This is a genomic window from Piscinibacter defluvii (assembly GCF_004011805.1).
In the GTDB taxonomy this organism is placed as follows: Bacteria; Pseudomonadota; Gammaproteobacteria; order Burkholderiales; family Burkholderiaceae_C; genus Piscinibacter; species Piscinibacter defluvii.
This window is the reverse complement of sequence record NZ_RCHJ01000026.1, coordinates 15109-34204: the sequence shown is the minus strand read 5'-3', so window position 1 is coordinate 34204 and position 19096 is coordinate 15109. Positions and strand designations below refer to the sequence as shown.

At 62.7% G+C, this 19096-nt stretch carries 15 protein-coding genes; 11 read left to right on the top strand and 4 right to left on the bottom strand.

Going from position 1 to position 19096, the window contains the following annotated elements:
- Positions 1-10 precede the first annotated feature (10 nt).
- On the bottom strand, positions 11-1393 hold the full coding sequence (locus D9C15_RS28705; protein WP_128002641.1) for an MmgE/PrpD family protein: 1383 nt from the start codon (positions 1391-1393) through the stop codon (positions 11-13).
- Between the two features lie 243 nt (positions 1394-1636).
- On the opposite strand from D9C15_RS28705, the gene D9C15_RS28700 reads away from it, so the two are divergent.
- On the top strand, positions 1637-2668 hold the full coding sequence (locus D9C15_RS28700; protein WP_205854936.1) for a zinc-dependent alcohol dehydrogenase family protein: 1032 nt from the start codon (positions 1637-1639) through the stop codon (positions 2666-2668).
- Complete coding sequence (locus tag D9C15_RS28695) at positions 2668-3846, top strand: arabinose transporter (protein WP_128002639.1); 1179 nt, start codon at positions 2668-2670, stop codon at positions 3844-3846. The genes D9C15_RS28700 and D9C15_RS28695 overlap by 1 nt, the downstream gene beginning before the upstream one ends.
- Positions 3847-3892: 46 nt before the next feature.
- On the opposite strand, the gene D9C15_RS28690 is transcribed toward D9C15_RS28695, so the two are convergent.
- A complete protein-coding gene (locus tag D9C15_RS28690; RefSeq protein WP_205854935.1) occupies positions 3893-4750 on the bottom strand; it encodes a helix-turn-helix domain-containing protein in 858 nt (285 codons plus the stop codon).
- 291 nt (positions 4751-5041) lie between these two features.
- On the opposite strand from D9C15_RS28690, the gene D9C15_RS28685 reads away from it, so the two are divergent.
- The 4 genes from D9C15_RS28685 to D9C15_RS28665 all read left to right on the top strand — a co-directional run bounded on the left by D9C15_RS28685 (position 5042) and on the right by D9C15_RS28665 (position 11890).
- The gene (locus tag D9C15_RS28685) at positions 5042-6856 is read left to right on the top strand and encodes a tannase/feruloyl esterase family alpha/beta hydrolase (protein WP_128002635.1); all 1815 of its coding nucleotides are present in this window, start codon (positions 5042-5044) and stop codon (positions 6854-6856) included.
- Positions 6857-8073: 1217 nt separating this feature from the next.
- Positions 8074-10314, top strand: a complete 2241-nt coding sequence (locus D9C15_RS33565) for an ATP-binding protein (RefSeq protein WP_164886899.1) — start codon at positions 8074-8076, stop codon at positions 10312-10314.
- A 57-nt stretch (positions 10315-10371) separates the two neighbouring features.
- Complete coding sequence (gene ribA, locus D9C15_RS28670; protein WP_240668639.1) at positions 10372-10950, top strand: GTP cyclohydrolase II RibA; 579 nt, start codon at positions 10372-10374, stop codon at positions 10948-10950.
- The gene (locus tag D9C15_RS28665; RefSeq protein WP_128002627.1) at positions 10937-11890 is read left to right on the top strand and encodes a hypothetical protein; all 954 of its coding nucleotides are present in this window, start codon (positions 10937-10939) and stop codon (positions 11888-11890) included. The genes ribA and D9C15_RS28665 overlap by 14 nt, the downstream gene beginning before the upstream one ends.
- On the opposite strand, the gene D9C15_RS28660 is transcribed toward D9C15_RS28665, so the two are convergent.
- A complete protein-coding gene (locus D9C15_RS28660) occupies positions 11887-13239 on the bottom strand; it encodes a class I SAM-dependent methyltransferase (protein ID WP_128002625.1) in 1353 nt (450 codons plus the stop codon). The genes D9C15_RS28665 and D9C15_RS28660 overlap by 4 nt on opposite strands.
- Positions 13240-13263: 24 nt before the next feature.
- Between D9C15_RS28660 and D9C15_RS28655 the strand changes: the two genes are divergently transcribed.
- Positions 13264-13815, top strand: a complete 552-nt coding sequence (locus D9C15_RS28655) for a nucleoside/nucleotide kinase family protein (RefSeq protein ID WP_128002623.1) — start codon at positions 13264-13266, stop codon at positions 13813-13815.
- Between the two features lie 318 nt (positions 13816-14133).
- Here the strand turns inward: D9C15_RS28655 and D9C15_RS28650 are convergent, their stop codons facing one another.
- On the bottom strand, positions 14134-15060 hold the full coding sequence (locus tag D9C15_RS28650) for an HNH endonuclease (protein WP_128002621.1): 927 nt from the start codon (positions 15058-15060) through the stop codon (positions 14134-14136).
- A gap of 72 nt (positions 15061-15132) precedes the next feature.
- Between D9C15_RS28650 and D9C15_RS28645 the strand changes: the two genes are divergently transcribed.
- The 4 genes from D9C15_RS28645 (at position 15133) to D9C15_RS28630 (ending at position 19074) form a co-directional block, all read left to right on the top strand.
- A complete protein-coding gene (locus D9C15_RS28645; RefSeq protein ID WP_128002619.1) occupies positions 15133-15558 on the top strand; it encodes a hypothetical protein in 426 nt (141 codons plus the stop codon).
- Positions 15559-15737: 179 nt separating this feature from the next.
- Positions 15738-17303, top strand: a complete 1566-nt coding sequence (locus D9C15_RS28640) for a recombinase family protein (protein WP_128002617.1) — start codon at positions 15738-15740, stop codon at positions 17301-17303.
- Entirely contained in the window at positions 17300-18199 is a 900-nt protein-coding gene (locus D9C15_RS28635) for a ParB/RepB/Spo0J family partition protein (protein ID WP_128002615.1), read from the top strand. The genes D9C15_RS28640 and D9C15_RS28635 overlap by 4 nt, the downstream gene beginning before the upstream one ends.
- Positions 18196-19074 (top strand): plasmid partitioning protein RepB C-terminal domain-containing protein, encoded by an 879-nt coding sequence (locus D9C15_RS28630; RefSeq protein WP_128002613.1) that lies wholly within the window; start codon positions 18196-18198, stop codon positions 19072-19074. Before D9C15_RS28635 ends, D9C15_RS28630 begins: the two co-directional genes overlap by 4 nt.
- The last annotated feature ends 22 nt before the right edge of the window (positions 19075-19096 follow it).

Here is a 19096-nt window from a genome sequence, read left to right as displayed (position 1 = left end):
GCTCAGCCTCTCAGCCCAGCGCGCGCAGCGCGGCGCCGGCGTCGTCGACGGACTCGAGGTGGCGCAGCGTGTGCACGGCCGCGGCCAGGCGGTCGGGCGGCAGCGGCCGCGCGGCCATCGCGGCGCAGTCGAGGAACTTGCGTTCCAGCGCGGCCCAGTCCAGCGGCGCGTCGACGCTGCCGGGGATGTCGTGCGCCAGGCGCTCGAAGCGCCGGCCGTCGTGCAGCACGATCTCGACGCGGCCGCTGGGCAGGTCCTCCTTCCAGTCGAGCGTGGCATCGGCGACAGGCACGACCCGCTGCGCCAGCGCGAGCACCTGCGGGTCGCGCAGTGCCTCCGCGCGGAAGTCCGCGAGACGCAGGTCGCGCTGGATCGCCACCGCCGCCACCAGCCAGGGCAGGCTGAACTTCGCCTCGACCAGCGCGCCCGGCGCGCGCCGCTGTTCGAGCGGCTCGCACATCAGGCGGTGGTAGTCGCCGACGAAGAGGCGGATCTGCTCGATCTGTGCCGGATCGATGGCGTGCGCTTCGACGAGGCCGATGGTCGCGTGCAGGTGGCCGTGGGCGGTGCCGACCGCCGGCCAGCGCTTGTAGAGCGTCAGGCCGCCGGTGAAGTCCTGGCCGAGGCCGTCGAGCAGGGCGGCGCGGTCGTAGCGGCCGCCGAAGAACAGGTCGAACACGCCGTACGGCCCTTCGAACAGGCCGGTGACGCCGCCGATGCCCTGTCTGGCGAGCAGCGCGGCCGTGACGGCGCCGCGCGCGGAGAACGCGGCATAGAGGCCGCGCAGGTCGCTGCCGGTCGAGTTGATCACGGCCGTCGAGCCGCCGGACTGCAGGCTCGCGATGCCGAAGGCACGCGCGACCGCGTCTGCGCTCAGGCCGAGTGCGCGGCCGGCCGCGGCGGTGGCGCTGAACACGCCGATCACGGTGGAGAAGTTCCAGTCCTTTTGCCACTCGACATGGCGGCGCAGGCGGTTGAACAGGTCCTGCCCGACGGCCACGGCGGTGATCAGCTCGCGCCCCGGCACGCCGCGACGGCGCTGGGCCGCCGCCAGCGCCGCGGGCACCAGCGAGCTCGCGGCATGCTGGCCCCAGGGCGTCTGGTCGTCGTAGTCGAGCGCATGGGCCATCGCGCCGTTGGCGAAGGCCGCGGCTTCGGCCGGCACGCGCAGGCCGAAGCCGAGCACCGAACACTCCGGCGCACCGCCGCCCGCTTTCACGTGCTCGACGACGCGGCGCACCGAGGGTTCCATGCCGCCGCCGGCGAGCATCACGCCGAGTGTGTCGAGCAGGGTCTTCTTCGCGCCTTCCACGGCGGCGCCCGGCAACTGCTCGAAGCGGCTGCCGGCGACATGCTCGGCGAAGAGCTCGCACAGATCGACGGAGTGGGACATGGCGCGGCGAGTCTGTGGGCGCGGGGACGGGTGCGTCCAGTCGGATGTTCCGTTGCTGCGGTAAGCGCGACTAACGCCCCGCGGCGCGCCGCGGCAGGGTCAGCCTCGCTTACCGGCGCAACAGAAATGGCGACTCGACGCATCGCGGGCGCTTCGTGAAGATGCGCCCGGCCCGACGCCTGCCGTGGCCCATCCCCTGCTGCCGCGCTCGCTGCGGCGGCGGCTCTCAGGAGAACCGGAACCATGCTCGCCACCATCATGTATGCCGCGGGCGACGTGCGCGTCGTCCAGGTGCCCGACCCGACGCTCGTCGAGCCCACCGACGCCATCGTTCGCGTGACGCAGGCCTGCATCTGCGGCAGCGACCTCTGGCCCTACCGAGACATGGAGCGCACCGAGCAGGGCCAGAGCATGGGCCACGAGGCGATCGGCGTGGTCGAGGCGGTGGGCCGGTCGGTGAGCCGCATCCGCGTCGGCGACACGGTGATCATGCCGTTCGCCTATTCCGACGGCAGCTGCGACTTCTGCCGCGAGGGCCTGCACACCGCCTGCCGGCACGGCAGCTTCTTCGGCTACGGCGGGCTCAACGGCGCGCAGGCCGAGGCGCTGCGCATCCCGCTGGCCGACGGCACGCTCTATCCGCTGCGGCAGACGATCGACAAGGCGCTGTGGCCCGCGCTGCTGAGCCTCTCCGACGTGATGGGCACCGGGCACCACGCGGCGCGTGCAGCCCGCGTGGGCCCGGGGCGCACGGTGGCGGTGATCGGCGACGGCGCGGTCGGCCTGTGCGGGGTGATCGCAGCCAGGCGGCTCGGGGCCGAGCGCATCCTGCTGCTCGGCCGCCACCCGGACCGCACCACGCTCGGGCGCGAGTTCGGCGCCACTGACATCGTGCCCGAGCGTGGCGACGAAGCCGTCGAACGCGTGATGGTGCTCACCGACGGCCAGGGCGCGCACTCGGTGCTCGAATGCGTGGGCAGCGGCGACGCGACGGTCAGCGCGGTGGCCATCGTGCGGCCGGGCGGCGCGATCGGCCGGGTCGGCGTGCCGCACTACGAGGGCATCCCGGCCGGGCCAACCTTCTTCAAGAACGCCTTCGTCGGTGGCGGGCCGGCGCCGGTGCGCGCCTACATCGAGGAACTGCTGCCCGACGTGCTGGAAGGCCGCATCCTGCCCGGCCGCGTGTTCGACCGCATCCTGCCGCTGCGCGACACGCCCGAGGGCTACCGCGCGATGGACAGCCGCGAGGCGCTCAAGGTGCTGATCCAGCCCTGATGCAGCTTGAAGGCGCAGCGCTGAGCCGCGCGCTCGCGGCACCGATGGCGCTGGTGTTCGTCGTCTTCAGCCTCACCGGCCTGGCGATGCCGGTCCTGCCGCTGCACGTGCACCGGACGCTGGGCTTCAGCACCTTCGTCGTGGGTTGGATCGCCGGCAGCCAGTTCGCCGCCGCGCTCGCGACACGCCTGTGGGCCGGGAACCTCAGCGACACACGCGGCACGCATGCGGTGATGCGCATCGGTCTGTGGGGCGCTGCGGCCTCCGGGGTGCTGTACCTGCTCTCGCTCGCGTGGCCATCGTCACCGGAGGTGGCGCTCGCGCTGCTGTTCGCGGGGCGGGCGCTGCTCGGCGGCTCGGAGAGTTTCGTCGTCACCTCGGCGCTGGCCTGGGGTCTGGCGCGCGCGGTGCCCGGCGAGGCGGGCCGGGTGATGGCCTGGATCGGCATCGCGATGTATGCCTCGTTCGCGCTCGCCGCGCCCCTAGGCGCGGGCCTGCATGCGTGGCAGGGCTTCGGCGCCATCGGCCTCGCGGGTCTGCTGCTGCCGCTGCTCGCACTCGGGCTGCTGCGGGTGATGCCGCGCCTGCCACCGACACCGCGCCGCGCCGATGCCGACTGGCGCGTCGGCCTGCGCAACGTGTGGCTGCCCGGATTCGGCCTGGCCCTCAGCAGCCTGGGCTTCGCCGCGACGACGACCTTCATCGCGCTGCTGTTCGCCGAACGCGCGTGGACGCCCGGCTGGCTCGGCTTCAGCGCCTTCGCCGCCGCCTTCGCCGCGGTGCGTGTCCTTGGCGGGCGGCTGCCCGATCGTCTCGGCGCGGTCCGCGTCGCGCTGGGCAGCCTGCTCCTCGAAGCAGCCGGGCTCGCGCTGATCGGCCTGGCCGGCGACGCGCCGCTCGCCGTGGCGGGCGCCACGCTGGTGGGTGCCGGCTATTCGCTGGTCTATCCAGGCTTCGGCCTGCAGGTCGTGCGGCGCACGCCGGCCGAATACCGCGCCCTCGCAATGGGCGGTTTCACCGCCTGCCTCGATCTCGCGCTCGGCCTCGGCGGCCCGGCGCTCGGCCTGCTGGCCGACCGCGCCGGGCTGGCCACGGTGTTCGGCGCCGCGGCCGGCTCGGTGCTGCTGGCGGCAATCGTCGCGCTGCACTTCGTGCGGCGCGGCGACGAGGCACCGTAACGGCGCTCAGCCTGCACATCAGGGCAGGCGGGCCATCATCAGCCTGTCACCCGAGCCGCCATCGCCCGGGCGTTACGCCCATCTTCCGCCGGAAGGACTCCGTGAAGTGCGATTGGCTCGAGAAGCCCACGCCGGTGGCGACCTCGGCGAGCGACATGAACTTGTCCTGCTGCAGCAGACGGCTCGCGATGCAGAGGCGCCGCTCGGTCACGTATGCATGAGGTGACACACCGAAGCTGGCCTTGAAGGAACGCGAGAAGTGCGCAGCACTGATGCCCACAAGCGCAGCGAGATGCTCGACGGAAAGGTCGGCGCAAAGGTGCTCGTCGATGTAGTCACGGATGAGAGCCATCTGCGCCGTGGCCAGGCGCGCTCGCGACCGGACTTCCGGGCGCGTACATGCGCCGTGTTCTTCGATAAGCAAACCCAGCAGCGCGAGCGATATTCCATCGCCGTACAACCTGCCGCGGGGCCCACCTTGTCGGGCTTCGTCCCACAACAACAGGGTCAAATCGGCGATGCGTGAATCGAAGAGCTCATGTTTGATGGGAAGCTCAAAGCCCCGTCCCTGCGCATGCAGCAGCCGATTGACTTGAAGAGCCGGGAACTGGACGGAGATCACCTCGCCGGCGACTCCGTCCCAACTGGCGTGGTCGATGCAATAGCCTCCTGCATACAACTCGAACATGGAGGGCGAAGAGTAGAGATCGCGTGAGCGGCGCCCGCTGGAGTAGCGACGCTTGCCACGCCCCGTCCGTGCAACGGCCAACGACGCATGCTGGATCTGGAAGTCCGTGGCCACCGCATTGCCCGGCAAGACTTGGACAACGATGGGCAGGCCCGACCAGGAAGCATGGGGGGATTCCACCGGTTGAAGAAGGCGGTCTCCATCGACGCCAGACACGCCGCTGCATTTCCCCCAATCGACGTCACGAAGATCCGTGCCAGCGCAAATGGCACGAGAGGCCTCTGCTCCCATAGAACATGCACTTTAGTGCGCCAATCGACTCACGACCAGCAAGAGCAAACCCTGAGATCGAAGTCGCGCGATCTCGAGAAGCAGGGGTGTGAATTCGATATACCGACGTGCGCTTAGCTCCTATCGTCCGCTTGAAAGTGATTCGGCCAATGGCTGTGCACTTTAGTTCTGGTGCTGTGGCGCCAGAGAGGCGGATGACGACAGGAGACGACAGACATGATTTCTTTCGACAGGAGCCTCGACCGGTCACGGGTCGTGGGCATCGCCGCCCTTGTGGTGGCGGCAACCTTGAGCGCCTGCGGCGGTGGCGGCAACACGCCGCCGCCGCCGGTGGCGTTGACCTGTGATGACACGCTCAAGACGGCCTTCAAGCCGGACGCGCAGACGTCCGTGGTCGCGGTCAAGGCTTTCAAGAAGGGCGATGCCCTGCTTCTGAGCGGCACGGCCGGCGGCAGCACACCTGCCGCGGCGAGCGACATCTGCATGGTGAAGCTGACCGTCGGACCGGGGAACGCGGGTCCCGCGGGTGCACCATCAACCTCCGTGGGCATCGGCATCGAAATCTGGCTCCCCGCAAAGGCAGCCTGGAACGGCCGCGTTCATGCTCTCGGCGGCGGCGGGTGGCAGGGCGGCACCGCGGGTTCCGCGACTGCGATCGCCAGCACGGCCGCTGCCGACGTCGCCGCCAACGAAGGCGCCGTGTCGTCGACCACCGACACCGGACACTCGACTCCGGGTACGGGCGCATTCGCGATGAATCCGGATGGCACCATCAACCAGACCCTCTGGACCGATTTCGCGTCGCGCGGCATTCACGAGCAGGCGGTCAAGACCAAGGCTCTGGCAACGGCGTACTACGGCAGCGCACCCAAGTTTGCTTACTGGGAAGGCGGCTCGACTGGCGGCCGCCAAGGCCTGAGCCTGGCGCAGAACCATCCGGAAGACTACGACGGCATGGTGGCGCTCTATCCGGCCATCAACTGGACACGGTTCATCACCAGCGAGCTGTACCCGCAGATCGTTTACCAGCGCGACCTTGCGGGCACGCCGCTGTCGAAGGCGCAATCGGACCTGGTTTCCAATGCTGCCATTGCTGCATGCGACGTCGTCGGCGGACAGCACCTGGGCTACATCCTCGATCCGTCGGCCTGCACCTACGATCCCACCAAGGACGCCAATGTCCTGTGCGTCGCCAGTGGCGGCACCAATACCACCTCGTCCTGCGTGAGCACCGCGCAGGCACAGGCGATGAACAAGATCTGGTACGGCATGACAACCGACGGCACCGCGCCCGATCCCGCGGCGGACAATGGCTGGTCGCAGGCCGCGTCGAGCACGCTCATGGGCAGCGGCAATCAACGCTGGTTCGGACTGACGCGCGGGACCACGTTCTACTCGCCGATCTTTGTCGGGCTGGCCAGCCCGGATCTGGAGTTCCCGATCGCGTCGGACATGGTGGCGCTCGAGCTGCAGAATCCGACGATCGCCGGAGCCGGGTTCCAGAACGCCACGGGCAACGGCCAGTCGCTCTGGAAGCAGATGAGCTACGGGCAGTTGTCCAACGCCTACGACCGGGGCGTCGCGCTGCAGACTCAGTTCGGCGGCATCGACACGAACAATCCCGATCTTTCGGCGTATAAGAACCGCGGCGGCAAGATCCTCACCTGGCACGGACTGGCCGACGAGCTGATCGTTCCACAAGGCACGATCAACTACTACAACCGAGTCGCGGCGCAGATGGGAGGGATGCCGGGTGTGCAATCCTTCTTCAGGCTCTACATGGTTCCGGGACAAGGGCACGGTACGCCGAACGGCACGTCCAACCCTGCGGCCGTGATTCCAGCCGTCGCGCCGGGCCAGATGTACGCCTTGTTGACCGATTGGGTGGAGAACGGGACGGCGCCGGACCAGGTGACGCTGCAGACCACCAGCGGCAGCGCAACCCGTTCGATGCCGATGTGCGTCTATCCGAAGAAGATCACCTATGTGACCGGCGATCCCGCAGTCGCCGCGAGTTTCAGCTGCTCTTGAGCAGCAAAGTGACCGGGTGGTGCGCGCCACCCTGTCGGCCGCGTCCTCAGCGACCCCACCACCGGTGGACCCCTGGGTGGACCCCCGAGCCCAGAAATGAGAAACGGGCTAGCTCCTTGTGAGAGCTAACCCGTTGATTTGATTGGCGCGGCTGGCAGGATTCGAACCCACGACCCCTTGGTTCGTAGTTTCGGCCACGCCGCTAAGTTGTTGATTTATCAGGGGTTGAAGCCGTCTGTTCCCACCCATTTTGCGCTGTTTTGGACTGTCCTGAGCAGCAAAGTCACCCGAAAGTCACCCATCTCGAATCGCCGCCGACGGCGACTGTCAGTAGGGTAAACGCAGATCCGCAGAGCGCAGCCACGACGCGCATGCCGAGCCTCCCCATTTGGCCAGCAGGGCACTGATCGCCAAGCTTCACCCCTCAGCCGGTGTGCGCGCCCATGAGACCGAAGCCTCCACGGCGCGCGAGCGATCCGCTTGCGCCTTGCCGGCAACACGAACTAAACGTGCCAAGTTTGGAGCCGGCGGCGCCACCTTGGACCGAAGTCGACGGAGCTACAGTGCGCCCCGGAACTCACGAGCTTCTCAGGCGAACGCGCTCGAGTCGATCAAAGCCTTAGTGCGGGTCAAGCGCGTGCCTGCCGGCGTCGCGCGAATCTGCCATGGGCGCTAGACCAAGCGCTCGCTTGAGAGCCCTGGCAGCGGGCGCGATGTCTTCAGCGCCGAACTCCTTGCCAAAAGGCAGTCGGCACGCCCACCCCTCTTGACTCCTATTCGGCATGGCTTGCGTACGCTGCATCAGCCGCGAACTAAGAAGTACCTGCGATACAGTAGCTCGTTTGATTTTCAATCGACTCCCTCTCAGTTCTAGGCTCCTCGCCCACGATGGCTACGAGTCAGTTGGCACAACAATTGAAACGCTGCTAGTCCCGGTTACCAAAGGATTTTGCGTGAGCCAATCTGTTTTGACCCATCTCGCAGACCTACTGAAAACTTGCCGACCACGCTGGGCTATTCGGAATGGGCAGTTATCGGACTAGACGTTGTTCGCCAGAAATGGATGGCTGAAACTCCGCATGCCTAGCGCCCTTACCCCGCCCTCGAGAACCGCGTCGCTTGCCCCTGCGGCGCTGGTTCCAGCATGGCTGCCATGTGCCCGGAGCCGCCAGTTGGCAATGGCAGGCTCCGCGTGGCGTGATTGACCAGATGAAGCGATGACACCATATCGAGCCCGAAGCGACCTGGCCAACGCGCTGACTACCGCGTCGAAGGGGGCATTCCTGATCAGCGGCCCAACCCTGATAGGGAAGAGCTGGCTCATCAAGGAGTTGTTCGACTACCTCGCCAAGTACGACAAGCGAGGAATGCACGTGCATCACTTCTCCTGCTCGTCCGGTCACACGGGATATGAACCTGTACTTGACGCAATTGACTTTCTAGCGGAGAGAAAGCATTGGTCTACCAAGAAGCAGGCAGTGTTCTTTGGAATCAAATATAGCGGAAAGATCGCCGGGGTCTTTGGCGGAGTCGCCCGTAGACTGTTTCCCGACGCGATACCAAAGGATGCGCTCGATGAACTAAAGAAGAGCCTAGACGAATTCGCCAAACACCAATTAGATAGGACGGCGACCTATGATTTCCCTCGCTCGGAATCTAGCAAGATCGGCCGATTCCTAGACGAAGTCATACGAAAGTCCGGCAGGCCGCTGGTAATGTTGATCGATAGGCTCGAAGAGCTGCCGACGCCAGGGATTAAGATTCTGCAGATGCTAGTAGACACCAAGCCATCTGACTTGCTGATTGTTCTATCCATCAGCTCAGAGTCGAGCGCCTTTCTGGCACGACCTGATATTCGCGAACTGATTAATTCCTTCAGAAAACTTGGCGGATGTGAGTATCCGCTTTCGGGATATTCTGCCGATGAACTCCGCTCAATGCGGAATTTAATCGGCTTCCCTACCAGCGCCGAAGCCGCCGAGAAGGCATTTGAATACAGTTTGGATGGTCGTATCGGACTTATCAAGGATTGGCTCAAGTCCCCGGATGAGAATAATGATATTCTGAAGCCCGCGGCGAATCAACTGGTAGCGCACTACGCCATTCAGTATGGGCGTCTAAGCGAGCCGGAAAGAGTCTTAGTTAAGTGCTTGGGCGCTGTCTATCCTCGAGGAGTGGATATCTCGGTTGCAACAACGTGCCTCTCCTGCACGACCGCCGAGGTCGAGGGCAAGGTGCAGGGCGTCCTTGGCTCCTTCGCGGCACTCTCGGATCGCGACCTCGTTCTTGCCAATGCGCACGTGCAGCACTTCTTGGCGACGGACGTCGGCCCGCTGCTCGTTCAGGCGGCATACACTGACGTTTCCGCGAGGACCTTGTTGCCTGCCGCAGCCGGAGTTGTTCCGCAGGCAAACATGTCACCCATTCCGCTATCGGTACAGGCAATGAATGCTGAGACGCTCGTCCACGAGGTGCGCGATGACTTGTTGCGCGGGGCTCATGAGAGCGCGTTGAGCCGCCTGCGGGCGTGGCGCGGATGGAAGCAGCAGGCGGCCACGCCTGATGAAGATGTCGAGCTAAAGCTGCTTGAGGCAGACGCCTTAGGCCAAACCGGCGCCTACCGGGAAGCGATCAAGGTGCTGAACAGCGTTCCTGCAGGGTCTACGCGAGACATGGACGTAGCCGTCTCGATTGGCGAGAAGTACTGGCGCGTTGGGGAACAATATGGCGCGTTGCGAAGGTACGCCGAGGCGCGCCACAAAGCTAAGGCGGCGGGTCGTCAGGATGTCTGGTTGAAGGCGGCTACCCGCACCGTCGCGGTGAAGAATGAAATGCGCGAAGGCGCGCCATCTACACGGTTGGCCTCAAAGCTCGCGCAGTATTGTGATACCCAGCAGGCTGCGATTCCGGATCGCGATCAATGCCTTGTCTACCGTACGGTGGCGCGGACGTTAGCGTTGATTCGCTCTCAACCCAAAGAAGCTGAAAGATACGCACGAATTGCACTCGATATTTCGTTGAATCGCACAAAGTCGGCTCGCGACGAAGGTAATGCTCGATATGCACTGGGAGACGTCCTTCGTCATTCGGGACGTTTTGATGAGGCGAAAGTCGAGCTCGAAGCTGCAATGAGGATCGCAGAGCGAACCGGAAACTTTGATTTGAAGCTCTATTGTCTTCTGGCATTGACCGCTTGTGCCATTAGCAGTGGAGATTTGCAGAGGTTGGATGTTCGACTTCAAGAACTCAAAGAAGTCTGCATTGATTCGGAGTCCCCTGAATTTAGAATTATGGATCTGTTTTTCTTGGCGGGCAGGCGCCTTAGAGGCGAGCAAGTGCCATTCATTGATCCAGCTTCGAGTTTGAGCGGGAGGCCTTGGACAACTCAACTGCTACGGCTGTTGGCGTCTCAGGAAGGCAACCCTCAGACGATACGCGGCGCCAACATTGTTTTGTGACCCACGGATTTAAGAATAGGTGACGCCGAATTGACGGCGCGAAAGTTTTATTCAATAGTGCCTTCGCCTATCATCACACTACCCACCCAATTTGGCGATTTTTCAGTCGAAGTTGGTGATGCGTCGACTGACGTCCCTCCATGGGTATTAATTTATAGGAAGCCATGGGAGGCCGTGCCTTTCCTTCGCATTCATTCGTCTTGTCTATTTTCTGAAAGCTTGCACAGCATCGACTGTGATTGTGCTCTACAACTGGCGAAGTCGCTCGAAACGATTTCCAAGGTCGGGGGAGCCGTCGTATACCTGTATCAAGAGGGGCGAGGCTTGGGCCTGTTTCAAAAGGTGGTAGCGATCTCTAAGCAGCAAGAGCTCGGAGTCGAAACCGCTGAAGCCTATAGGCAACTCGGATACGAGCTTGATCCACGGCAATATTCTGTAGTTGCAGAAGCGCTCGAAAGCATCGAATTCCCAAAATGCGTTCGTCTTGCTACAAATAATCCGCGAAAAGTTGCTGCGTTAGAAGCTGTGGGTTACCGAGTCGCTGAGCGCGCTCAAATGCAGATTGATGTATCTGAACACGTTTCGGACTATCTGCAGTCGAAGGTCCGCGGGCTAGGGCACTATGAGCGGGATTGAAAAGGCACTCGCCGGCAACCCTTTTGCCATTGATCCGACACAGTGCCTGCTTGCCGCTCAGGCTCTTGAGAGTTTTACACCAAGCGACGCTGACAACCCTTGGTCGTCAGCGTCTCAAGAGGCTCAACTGGTTTTTAAGCTCTTCTTCGTCGCCATCTGCCATCAGATTAACTGGGATTTCCTGCAGCGAAGAATGTACGAGCACTTCTTCTCTGCTGATTCTGGTGAGATGCTCGAGCGCGCTCTTACTGTGTCAGCGAAATCGGTTGAGGAGATGTTAGAGGGCTATCACCGCCCGGAACGGATCAGGGCTAGCGAGCGCGCAAAGTATTTGAGAACCACGGCCGAAGCCATTTCGACTCGTTTTTCCAATGATCCTGCAGCGCTAGTAGCGTCAAATTTGGTCTTTGGCAAGCACGGCCTTCTCGAACTGATTCGGAACATTCCAGCATACGGCGAAGATCCGCTGGGAAAGAAGGCGAACGCGTTCGCGCAAGAGTTGGCACGGGAAGGCATCGTCGCGTTTTCCGACGGGGACCAAATCCCTCCGGCAATTGACTACCATCTCATACGCTTGTACTTGCGTACTGGAAGAGTGTTCGCAAATGACAAGTCAATCTTTCGAGTGCTCAGCACAGGATCGACACATCGCATGAGGCTAGTGAATTTGCTTCGTCAGACTGTCTCTGAGGCACTGTCTCAAACCGCAACCTACGCTCGAGTACCAGCGCACGTTTTGAACTACTTGGAATGGCAGATCGGGCGCAACCGCTGTGAACGGGAGTTCATGAACTGCGATGGCCCTTGGCCGGCAGAATTGTTCGATGGTTCCGTCATCGCAGTTAGCGCCCATTGCCCAATGAGGGACTCTTGCACTGCCTACCACACGCCTGAGTGGAAAAGGATGTTGGAGCCGGCAATTAAGAAGGCGTTTTACTAGCGCGTCCGTGATAGCAGGAAGGTGAATTCGGTAAGAGCCTTTTCCGGCGCGTGAGCACGCTGATGCGGGCTTAGTGTTCCCATATGGCGCGTCCGCTTCTCCTCGTGCAATACTTCGACTGTAAAGTCGACAGCTTCGGCGAATTCTGAAATGATTTGTGCGATCGGGACTTTGATTTCTTTATAGAAGGAATCTTGGAGCACGACAATTCCTCGACAAGTCGGCGTACTACGGCTTCTCATCCACCCAAGGAAATCAGCCATATCCTCGAAGTACTGACGGAAGAACTTGAGGTAATAGGTACCGCTCGCCTTCGTCGGATGCTCGGAGATTGCTTCCAATAGCTTTGTCGCAGTCGTACTCGACAGTCGGCCCGCACCAAGCTTCCGACGCATCTTAGTAGTACCCATCATTCGGGCCCGTAGGTCATCAAGCCGGGCACCCTGTTGCCAGCCTAAAGCGTGGAGTTCTGGAAGCGTCGGATTGACGTAGTCGAGCCGGTTTAGATAGGGCGGCGAGGTTAGAAAGCGGCTGATCTGTCGCGACTGCACTGGTGCCGTTTGAAATGGCCCCGGATAGACAGCTATGGGACGCGCCGCTGACCCCTTCGCGCGAAGGTGCAGGTCTTCTATCATGAGTTGGACTTGCGTCCGGAACGCAGTCTCGAGGTTCTCAGCCGGACTTTCGTCGTCCTCGATACGGTCCGGGCTGGGACCTTGAATCAGCCAGGCGGGGTTCGAGCGATAGTGGACGGCAGCTTGCTTCTTTAGCACGTGAAGCGCTGCCACCAAGGCGACGATTTCAGAATCAAGATCACCATCTGGGCGCAAGCATAGGTGCCCCAGCAGATCGCTAGCCTGGCAATTCGCGCGCGCAGCCACCGCTCCGACAAGCGACTCGACGACGTTTGAAGGCGTGCGCAAAGACGTCGTCGACTTCGATGCGCGAGTTCGCTTGAGGGGGGCTGTTGCAGACCGAAAGATGTCCGTGACGACCTTCATCTGGGCGTTCGTCGAAACTCTACAGCGAGCCAAGAGCGCGCTGTATGGATTCAGCTCGATGCCGTATGCCTCGACTCCCACCGAGGCCGCGGCCTCGAGCGTTGTGCCGGCGCCGACGAACGGATCAAATACCTTCACGCGACCCGGCAGGCAAAGTTGCCTAACGGCAGCCTCCGCGAAGTTCGGCGAGAACGCGGCGTAGTTGGTCTCCCAGGGCAGGTGCCGTCTTTCTCGAGTCCGCCGGGCATCTCTCTTTGGCGAGGGGATGATCACGCGATTCGATGCAGCACCAGCCAAGTCGAGTTCCTGCTGCTCAGACTCGCGTAGCATAGGAACCGCCTTCTTCACCACTGACGTACTTTCCCAGAGCGCATGTTAGTCCTGTTGTTCGGAGCTTCGGGCGTTGGCAAGAGCAGCGTTGCTACCTTGCTGGTAGAACAGGATTCGTGGGTTCCGGTGATATCTTGGATCACTCGGCCCGAGCGTCCAGACGAACGGTTCAAGGTCAACATTTCCGATAGGTCGTACGAAGAGCTTGCAAGGTGCGGCAAGCTCTGGAGTGACGTTGAACAGAACGGCCATCGCTACGGCTTGCTCACATCCGAGGTGCGTGCGGCAATCGACGATCCGCGACGGTTCTACGTCCTAGACTACGGCCTAACATCCTGGCGCAAGTACTTCGCCAACGAGAAATGCCTAGCAGTCTACGTTGCCGCCGGAAGCGATGCTACCTTGACCGCGCGGCTGGCCCGCAGCGGCCGTATGGATCGGCTACAAGGGGCGCTGGAGAGTCAAGCCGAACTTGAGGCTTGGTGTCAGGAGAACCGAGCGGTGGTCAAGATCGTCAATGAAGACCACGCCCTCGAGCAAGCGGCCGCTGAGATTGCGACCGCCGCTCGATTTTGGGCAGGTCGAGCGGCTTGAGCGGCTCTACGAACTCAAGGCCCGAAGTTGATCGATTCTGACCTCGCCGTGCAAGCGGCCTTTGCCCAGAGGCTCGAATTGCTAAGGAGCAATTTCGCTCGATCGTCAACATCTAGGCGATGAAGAGCTAGACAGCTTCACTGCAGTGGCCGATCGCGAGCGACAGGTAGCGCCAGATTGAGAAGTTAGAGGGGCAAGCAGCAGACACGGCCTGGAAGCGCTTCGCGGCCGTTCTTTGGCCTCTCCCGCGTGCATTCACGCAATGAGAGCGACATTTCGAGGCTGGACCACAGCGCCAGCCAAGCGAAAAGACCTCGCTTACGCAGCCGCCTTGAAGAGATCGAAGCGCTCGGCCAGCCGATCACGATCTGGGCTATCTGTGGGCCGGTGTGGAAGGTGCAACTGACCGCCATGTAGGCGCTTGAGCGCTTCGAGCATTGGTCCGTCGTTCTGGGATAGCAGGCGTTCGGCCACGTGGACTCGGTAGTCCGGATCGATGCCGATCAGGTGGGCGTCGAACGCCGCATGGTGAATCTTCGACAGCGGAATGCCGTTCTGAACCACTGGTTGCCCTAGCCGTTCGTTCCTGTCCGCCACGATGTGAGCGGCGTCGAGCAGCAGAGGCTCGGGGAGCCCGGATAGCGCACAGCGGCCGCGGTACGCGGTGATCACGGCGTCACGGAACGTCGCTTGATGCAGACGCTGCTGCACCATGCGAAGAGCGTACCGTCGCTCAACTGAATCAACGGGCGGCGCGGCGTCCAGCGCAGCGACATCTGCAGCAAACGCGACTCCCGCCCTGCACGCGACTGCGTCCCATTGAACGATGAAGGCCGGCATGACAGCTTCATAGCGTCCGGGGGAGACTCCGAGGAAGTAGATGATCGGCGTCTTCTGTTCCATGGCCTCGCGAAGCCATCGGTTCTCGGCCACATCGGCGTTCGTGCCCATGAACGCGTAGTCGATGGTCTCTTGACCCGAATAGATTTGGCCGTGGACCTCACGCTGGTCGTCGTACCAAACACGCGCACCGGGCTTCGGAAAGACAGTTCGGATTGAGAGCAGGTGCTCCATCTCCTTGGGCTTGAAGATCCCCCGTTGCGGGTTCACCAGGGGGAAGCGTTGATCATCGAAAACGAAGCCCTTGGCCAGATCGGCCGCGGTGAGCTGGTCGTGGACTGACTGGAGCCGGCGTATGTGATCTAGCGCGGCCTTTCGCATTGATGGCTGGCGGGTGGCATCCATAGCGCGAGCTTATCCGCCGCGAGTCACGACTGGGTTTCTCCAGGGAGGCAACCGTGACCAACGGAGGCTCCCATGGGCTTCAAACGATGCCTGGCCTGCGCCGATGACTTCGAACCCTGCCCTCGCGTCGCTGCACAGAACTACTGCAGCCGATCCGAATGCCAGCGTGAACGCCGTCGCCTCTGGCAGACGGACAAGCGGGCGAACGATCCCGACTATCGAGCGAACCAGCTCGCGTGCCAGCGCCGATGGCGGGAGGCACATGGGGACTACTGGAAACGGTACCGGGAACAACACCCCGACTACGAGCAGCGAAACCGTGAACAGCAACGCGAGCGCAATGAGGCAATCAAGGCTGCTCCGGTTGCAAAGATGGACGCGATTGCACCTGTCGGTTCACTGCGCTCGGGCAGGTACCGCCTGCGGGCATGTGGCCCCAACGGCGCTGCAAAGATGGACGAGTGGATCGTGCAGATCGTCGTGCTGACAAGGGCTTAGCTTGTGAACGCGACATTGCAAACAGCCTACTCGATCGACTCCGACGGACAAGCCTGATAAGTTGCCGCTTCGCCCCACCACCGTGCACACCAGATTGCCTGCGTGAAAGGGCTTGTCCCCCGGCTCGTCCCGCGACCATGCGGCGCCCGAGCCGGATGCTGGTTTCCCGGAGGTTCGGCATGCCGTCGGATGCGATCAATGAGGGTCAGGCACAGGAGGCTCCGCGCATGCGAGCGGCAGAGTACGTCCGCATGTCGACCGAGCATCAGCAGTACTCGACCGAGAACCAGGCGGACAAGATCCGCGAGTACGCTGTTCGCCGCGGCATCGACATCATCAAGACCTACGCCGACGAAGGAAAGAGCGGGCTGCGTATCGATGGTCGCCAGGCACTGCAACGCTTGATCCGAGACGTCGAGGCTGGCACCGCCGACTTCGACATCATCTTGGTGTACGACGTGAGCCGCTGGGGTCGCTTCCAGGATGCCGACGAGAGCGCTTACTACGAATACATCTGCCGCCGGGCGGGCATTCAGGTGGCCTATTGCGCAGAGCAGTTCGAGAACGACGGCTCGCCCGTCTCGACCATCGTCAAGGGCGTCAAGCGCGCAATGGCCGGCGAGTACAGCCGGGAGCTTTCGGCAAAGGTCTTCGCCGGCCAGTGTCGGCTGATCGAGCTGGGCTATCGGCAGGGAGGTCCAGCAGGGTACGGTCTGCGTCGAACGCTCGTCGACGTCAAAGGCGAAGTCAAGGCGGAGCTTTCGCGCGGCGAGCACAAGAGTCTGCAGACCGACCGAGTCATCCTGCGACCCGGTCCCGACGACGAGGTCACCATCGTCAACCAGATCTATCGGTGGTTCATCGACGATGGCCTGTACGAATCGGAGATTGCCGGGCGCCTGAACGGCATGCGCGTCCGCACCGACCTGGACCGCGAGTGGACGCGCGCAACCGTTCGCGAAGTGCTCACCAATGAGAAGTACGTTGGGCACAACGTCTACAACCGGGTCTCCTTCAAGCTGAAGAAGCTGAGAGTGGCGAACCCGCCGGAGATGTGGATTCGAAGGGATGCCGCCTTCCCGGGGGTGGTTCCGCCGGACGTGTTCTATACCGCCCAAGGGATCATCCGAGCGCGAGCGCACCGCTACACCAACGAGGAACTCATCGAACGACTCCGTGGGCTGTATCGCAACCGCGGCTTCCTCTCCGGTGTCGTGATCAACGAGACGGAGGACATGCCGTGCGCTGCCGTCTATGCCCACCGGTTCGGAAGCCTGGTGCGGGCGTATCAGCTCGTCGGGTTTACGCCGGACCGGGACTACCGCTACGTCGAGATCAATCGCGCCCTGCGCCGCATGCACCCCGACGTGTTGCGGCAGATCGAGGTGCAGATCGCAGGCCTTGGCGGCATCGTTCAGCGCGATGCCGCCACGGACGTTCTCATCGTCAACGGCGAGTTCACGGTCTCGATCGTGCTGGCGCGTTGCCATGAGGCCGCCGGAATGCCAAACCGCTGGAAGATCCGACTCGACTCCAGCCTGGCGCCAGACATCTCAGTCGCGGCCCGGCTGGAGAGCGGCAACCAGGCGGTGCGCGACTACTACCTCTTGCCGAAGGTGGACATCGGCAGCTCGAACATCAGTCTGGCCGAGAGGAATGCGGCCGAGTTCGAGAGCTACCGCTTCGAGACGCTGGACTACCTGTACGGCATGGCGGCCCGGTCCCGCGTGAGGTTGGCAGCGTGAGAGATTCGCTGCCACGAGAGATTCGCCAGATTCCGCTGGAGCGCATCGACGTCTTGAACCCCCGCGAGCGCAACGCAAAGGCGTTTTCCGACATCGTCGCCAACATCAAGGCGATCGGCTTGAAGAAGCCGATCGTGGTGACACCGCGACCGTCTGACGATGGTTCCGATCGGTATCTTCTGGTCTGCGGCGAAGGCCGCATGAAGGCGTTCAAGGCGCTCGGCCAGGCCACGATTCCCGCCCTTGTGGTCGAGGTTGATGATGAGGATGCCTTCATCATGAGTCTGACCGAGAACGTTGCTCGGCGGCAATGGAGGCCGTTGGAACTCCTTGCAGGTATCGAGCAGTTGCTGGCGCGCGGCTACAACCCCCGACAGATCAGCGTCAAGACGGGCCTGACCTTCAGCTATGTGCAGGGAATCGTCAGTCTGATCAAGGGTGGTGAACAACGCCTGCTCGTCGCAGTCGAGAAGGGCGACGTGCCGCTCAACGCGGCCCTGGCGATCGTCGGCGCCGGTGATGACGACAAGGCTGTTCAGGCTGCGCTGCAGGAAGCCTACGAGGCGGGCACGCTCCGCGGACGGAAGCTGATCGATACACGGCGCGTGCTTGAGCGGCGATCCAAGCTGGGCCGATCCATCGCTCGACGAATGCCCCGAGGGACGAGCGACGTGACGACGTCGAGCCTGGTACGCACCTACCAGAAGGAGGTGGAGCGGCAGAAGGCGATGGTTCGGAAGGCCACCATCGCGCAGCAGCGACTACTGTTCACCGTCAGTGCCCTGCAGGAGTTGTTCAAGGACGACAACTTCGTCAACTTACTCCGCGCCGAGGGGCTGGACACACTGCCCAGGTACCTCGCCGAGCGGGTCTGGACGGACGGTCGGCGAACATGACCGCCATTGCCCTCGGCTTCGTGCCGGAGCCGATCACGGTGAGCCTCGACCGGATACTGCCGTCGAGGAAGGTGCCTGCAGGCCTCGCAACGTCGAGGAAGTTCCGGCAGGTCAAGTCGTCCATCGAGGAAGTCGGGCTGATTGAGCCGTTGTCGGTGGCCGCGCTGGACGCCGCTAGCGGCCATCACCTGCTACTGGACGGCCACGTGCGGCTGGTCGCATTGCAGGCTCTCGGCCACGCGAGTGCGTCCTGCCTCGTGGCGAAGGACGATGAGGCCTACACCTACAACAACCGGATCAATCGGCTCTCGACGGTGCAGGAGCACTTCATGATCCGGCGCGCGATCGAGCGCGGCGTCTCGCAGGAGCGGTTAGCCAAGGCGCTCGGCGTGGACGTGTCCCAAATCGCGAAGAAGGTCAATCTGCTGGAAGGCATCTGCCCCGAGGCGGTCGAACTCTTCAAGGACCGTCAGTTTTCCGTGGAGCTGGGGCGAGTGCTGCGCAAGATGAAGCCGACCCGACAGGTCGAGTGCGCCGAGCTGATGCTGTCGGCAAACAATTTGACTGTCGCCTACGCCGAGGCACTTCTGGTCGCGACGCCGGCACACGCACTGGTGTCCGACAAGCGTGCCCGAAAGATTACTGGCGTGACGCCGGACCAGATGGCGCGGATGGAGCGCGAGATGGCGAACCTTCAGGGGCAGTACCGGTTGGTCGAGCAGTCCTATGGGCAAGACGTGCTCAACTTGGTGCTCGCCAAGGGATACCTGATCAAGCTGATGGAGAACGCGCTGGTCGCGAAGTTCCTCAAGGCCAAACACCCCGACATGCACGAGCAGTTTGTGTTGATTGCCGCGGCCGTTTCATTGGACTGAGCGTCGGGCAGTCAGCCCGTGC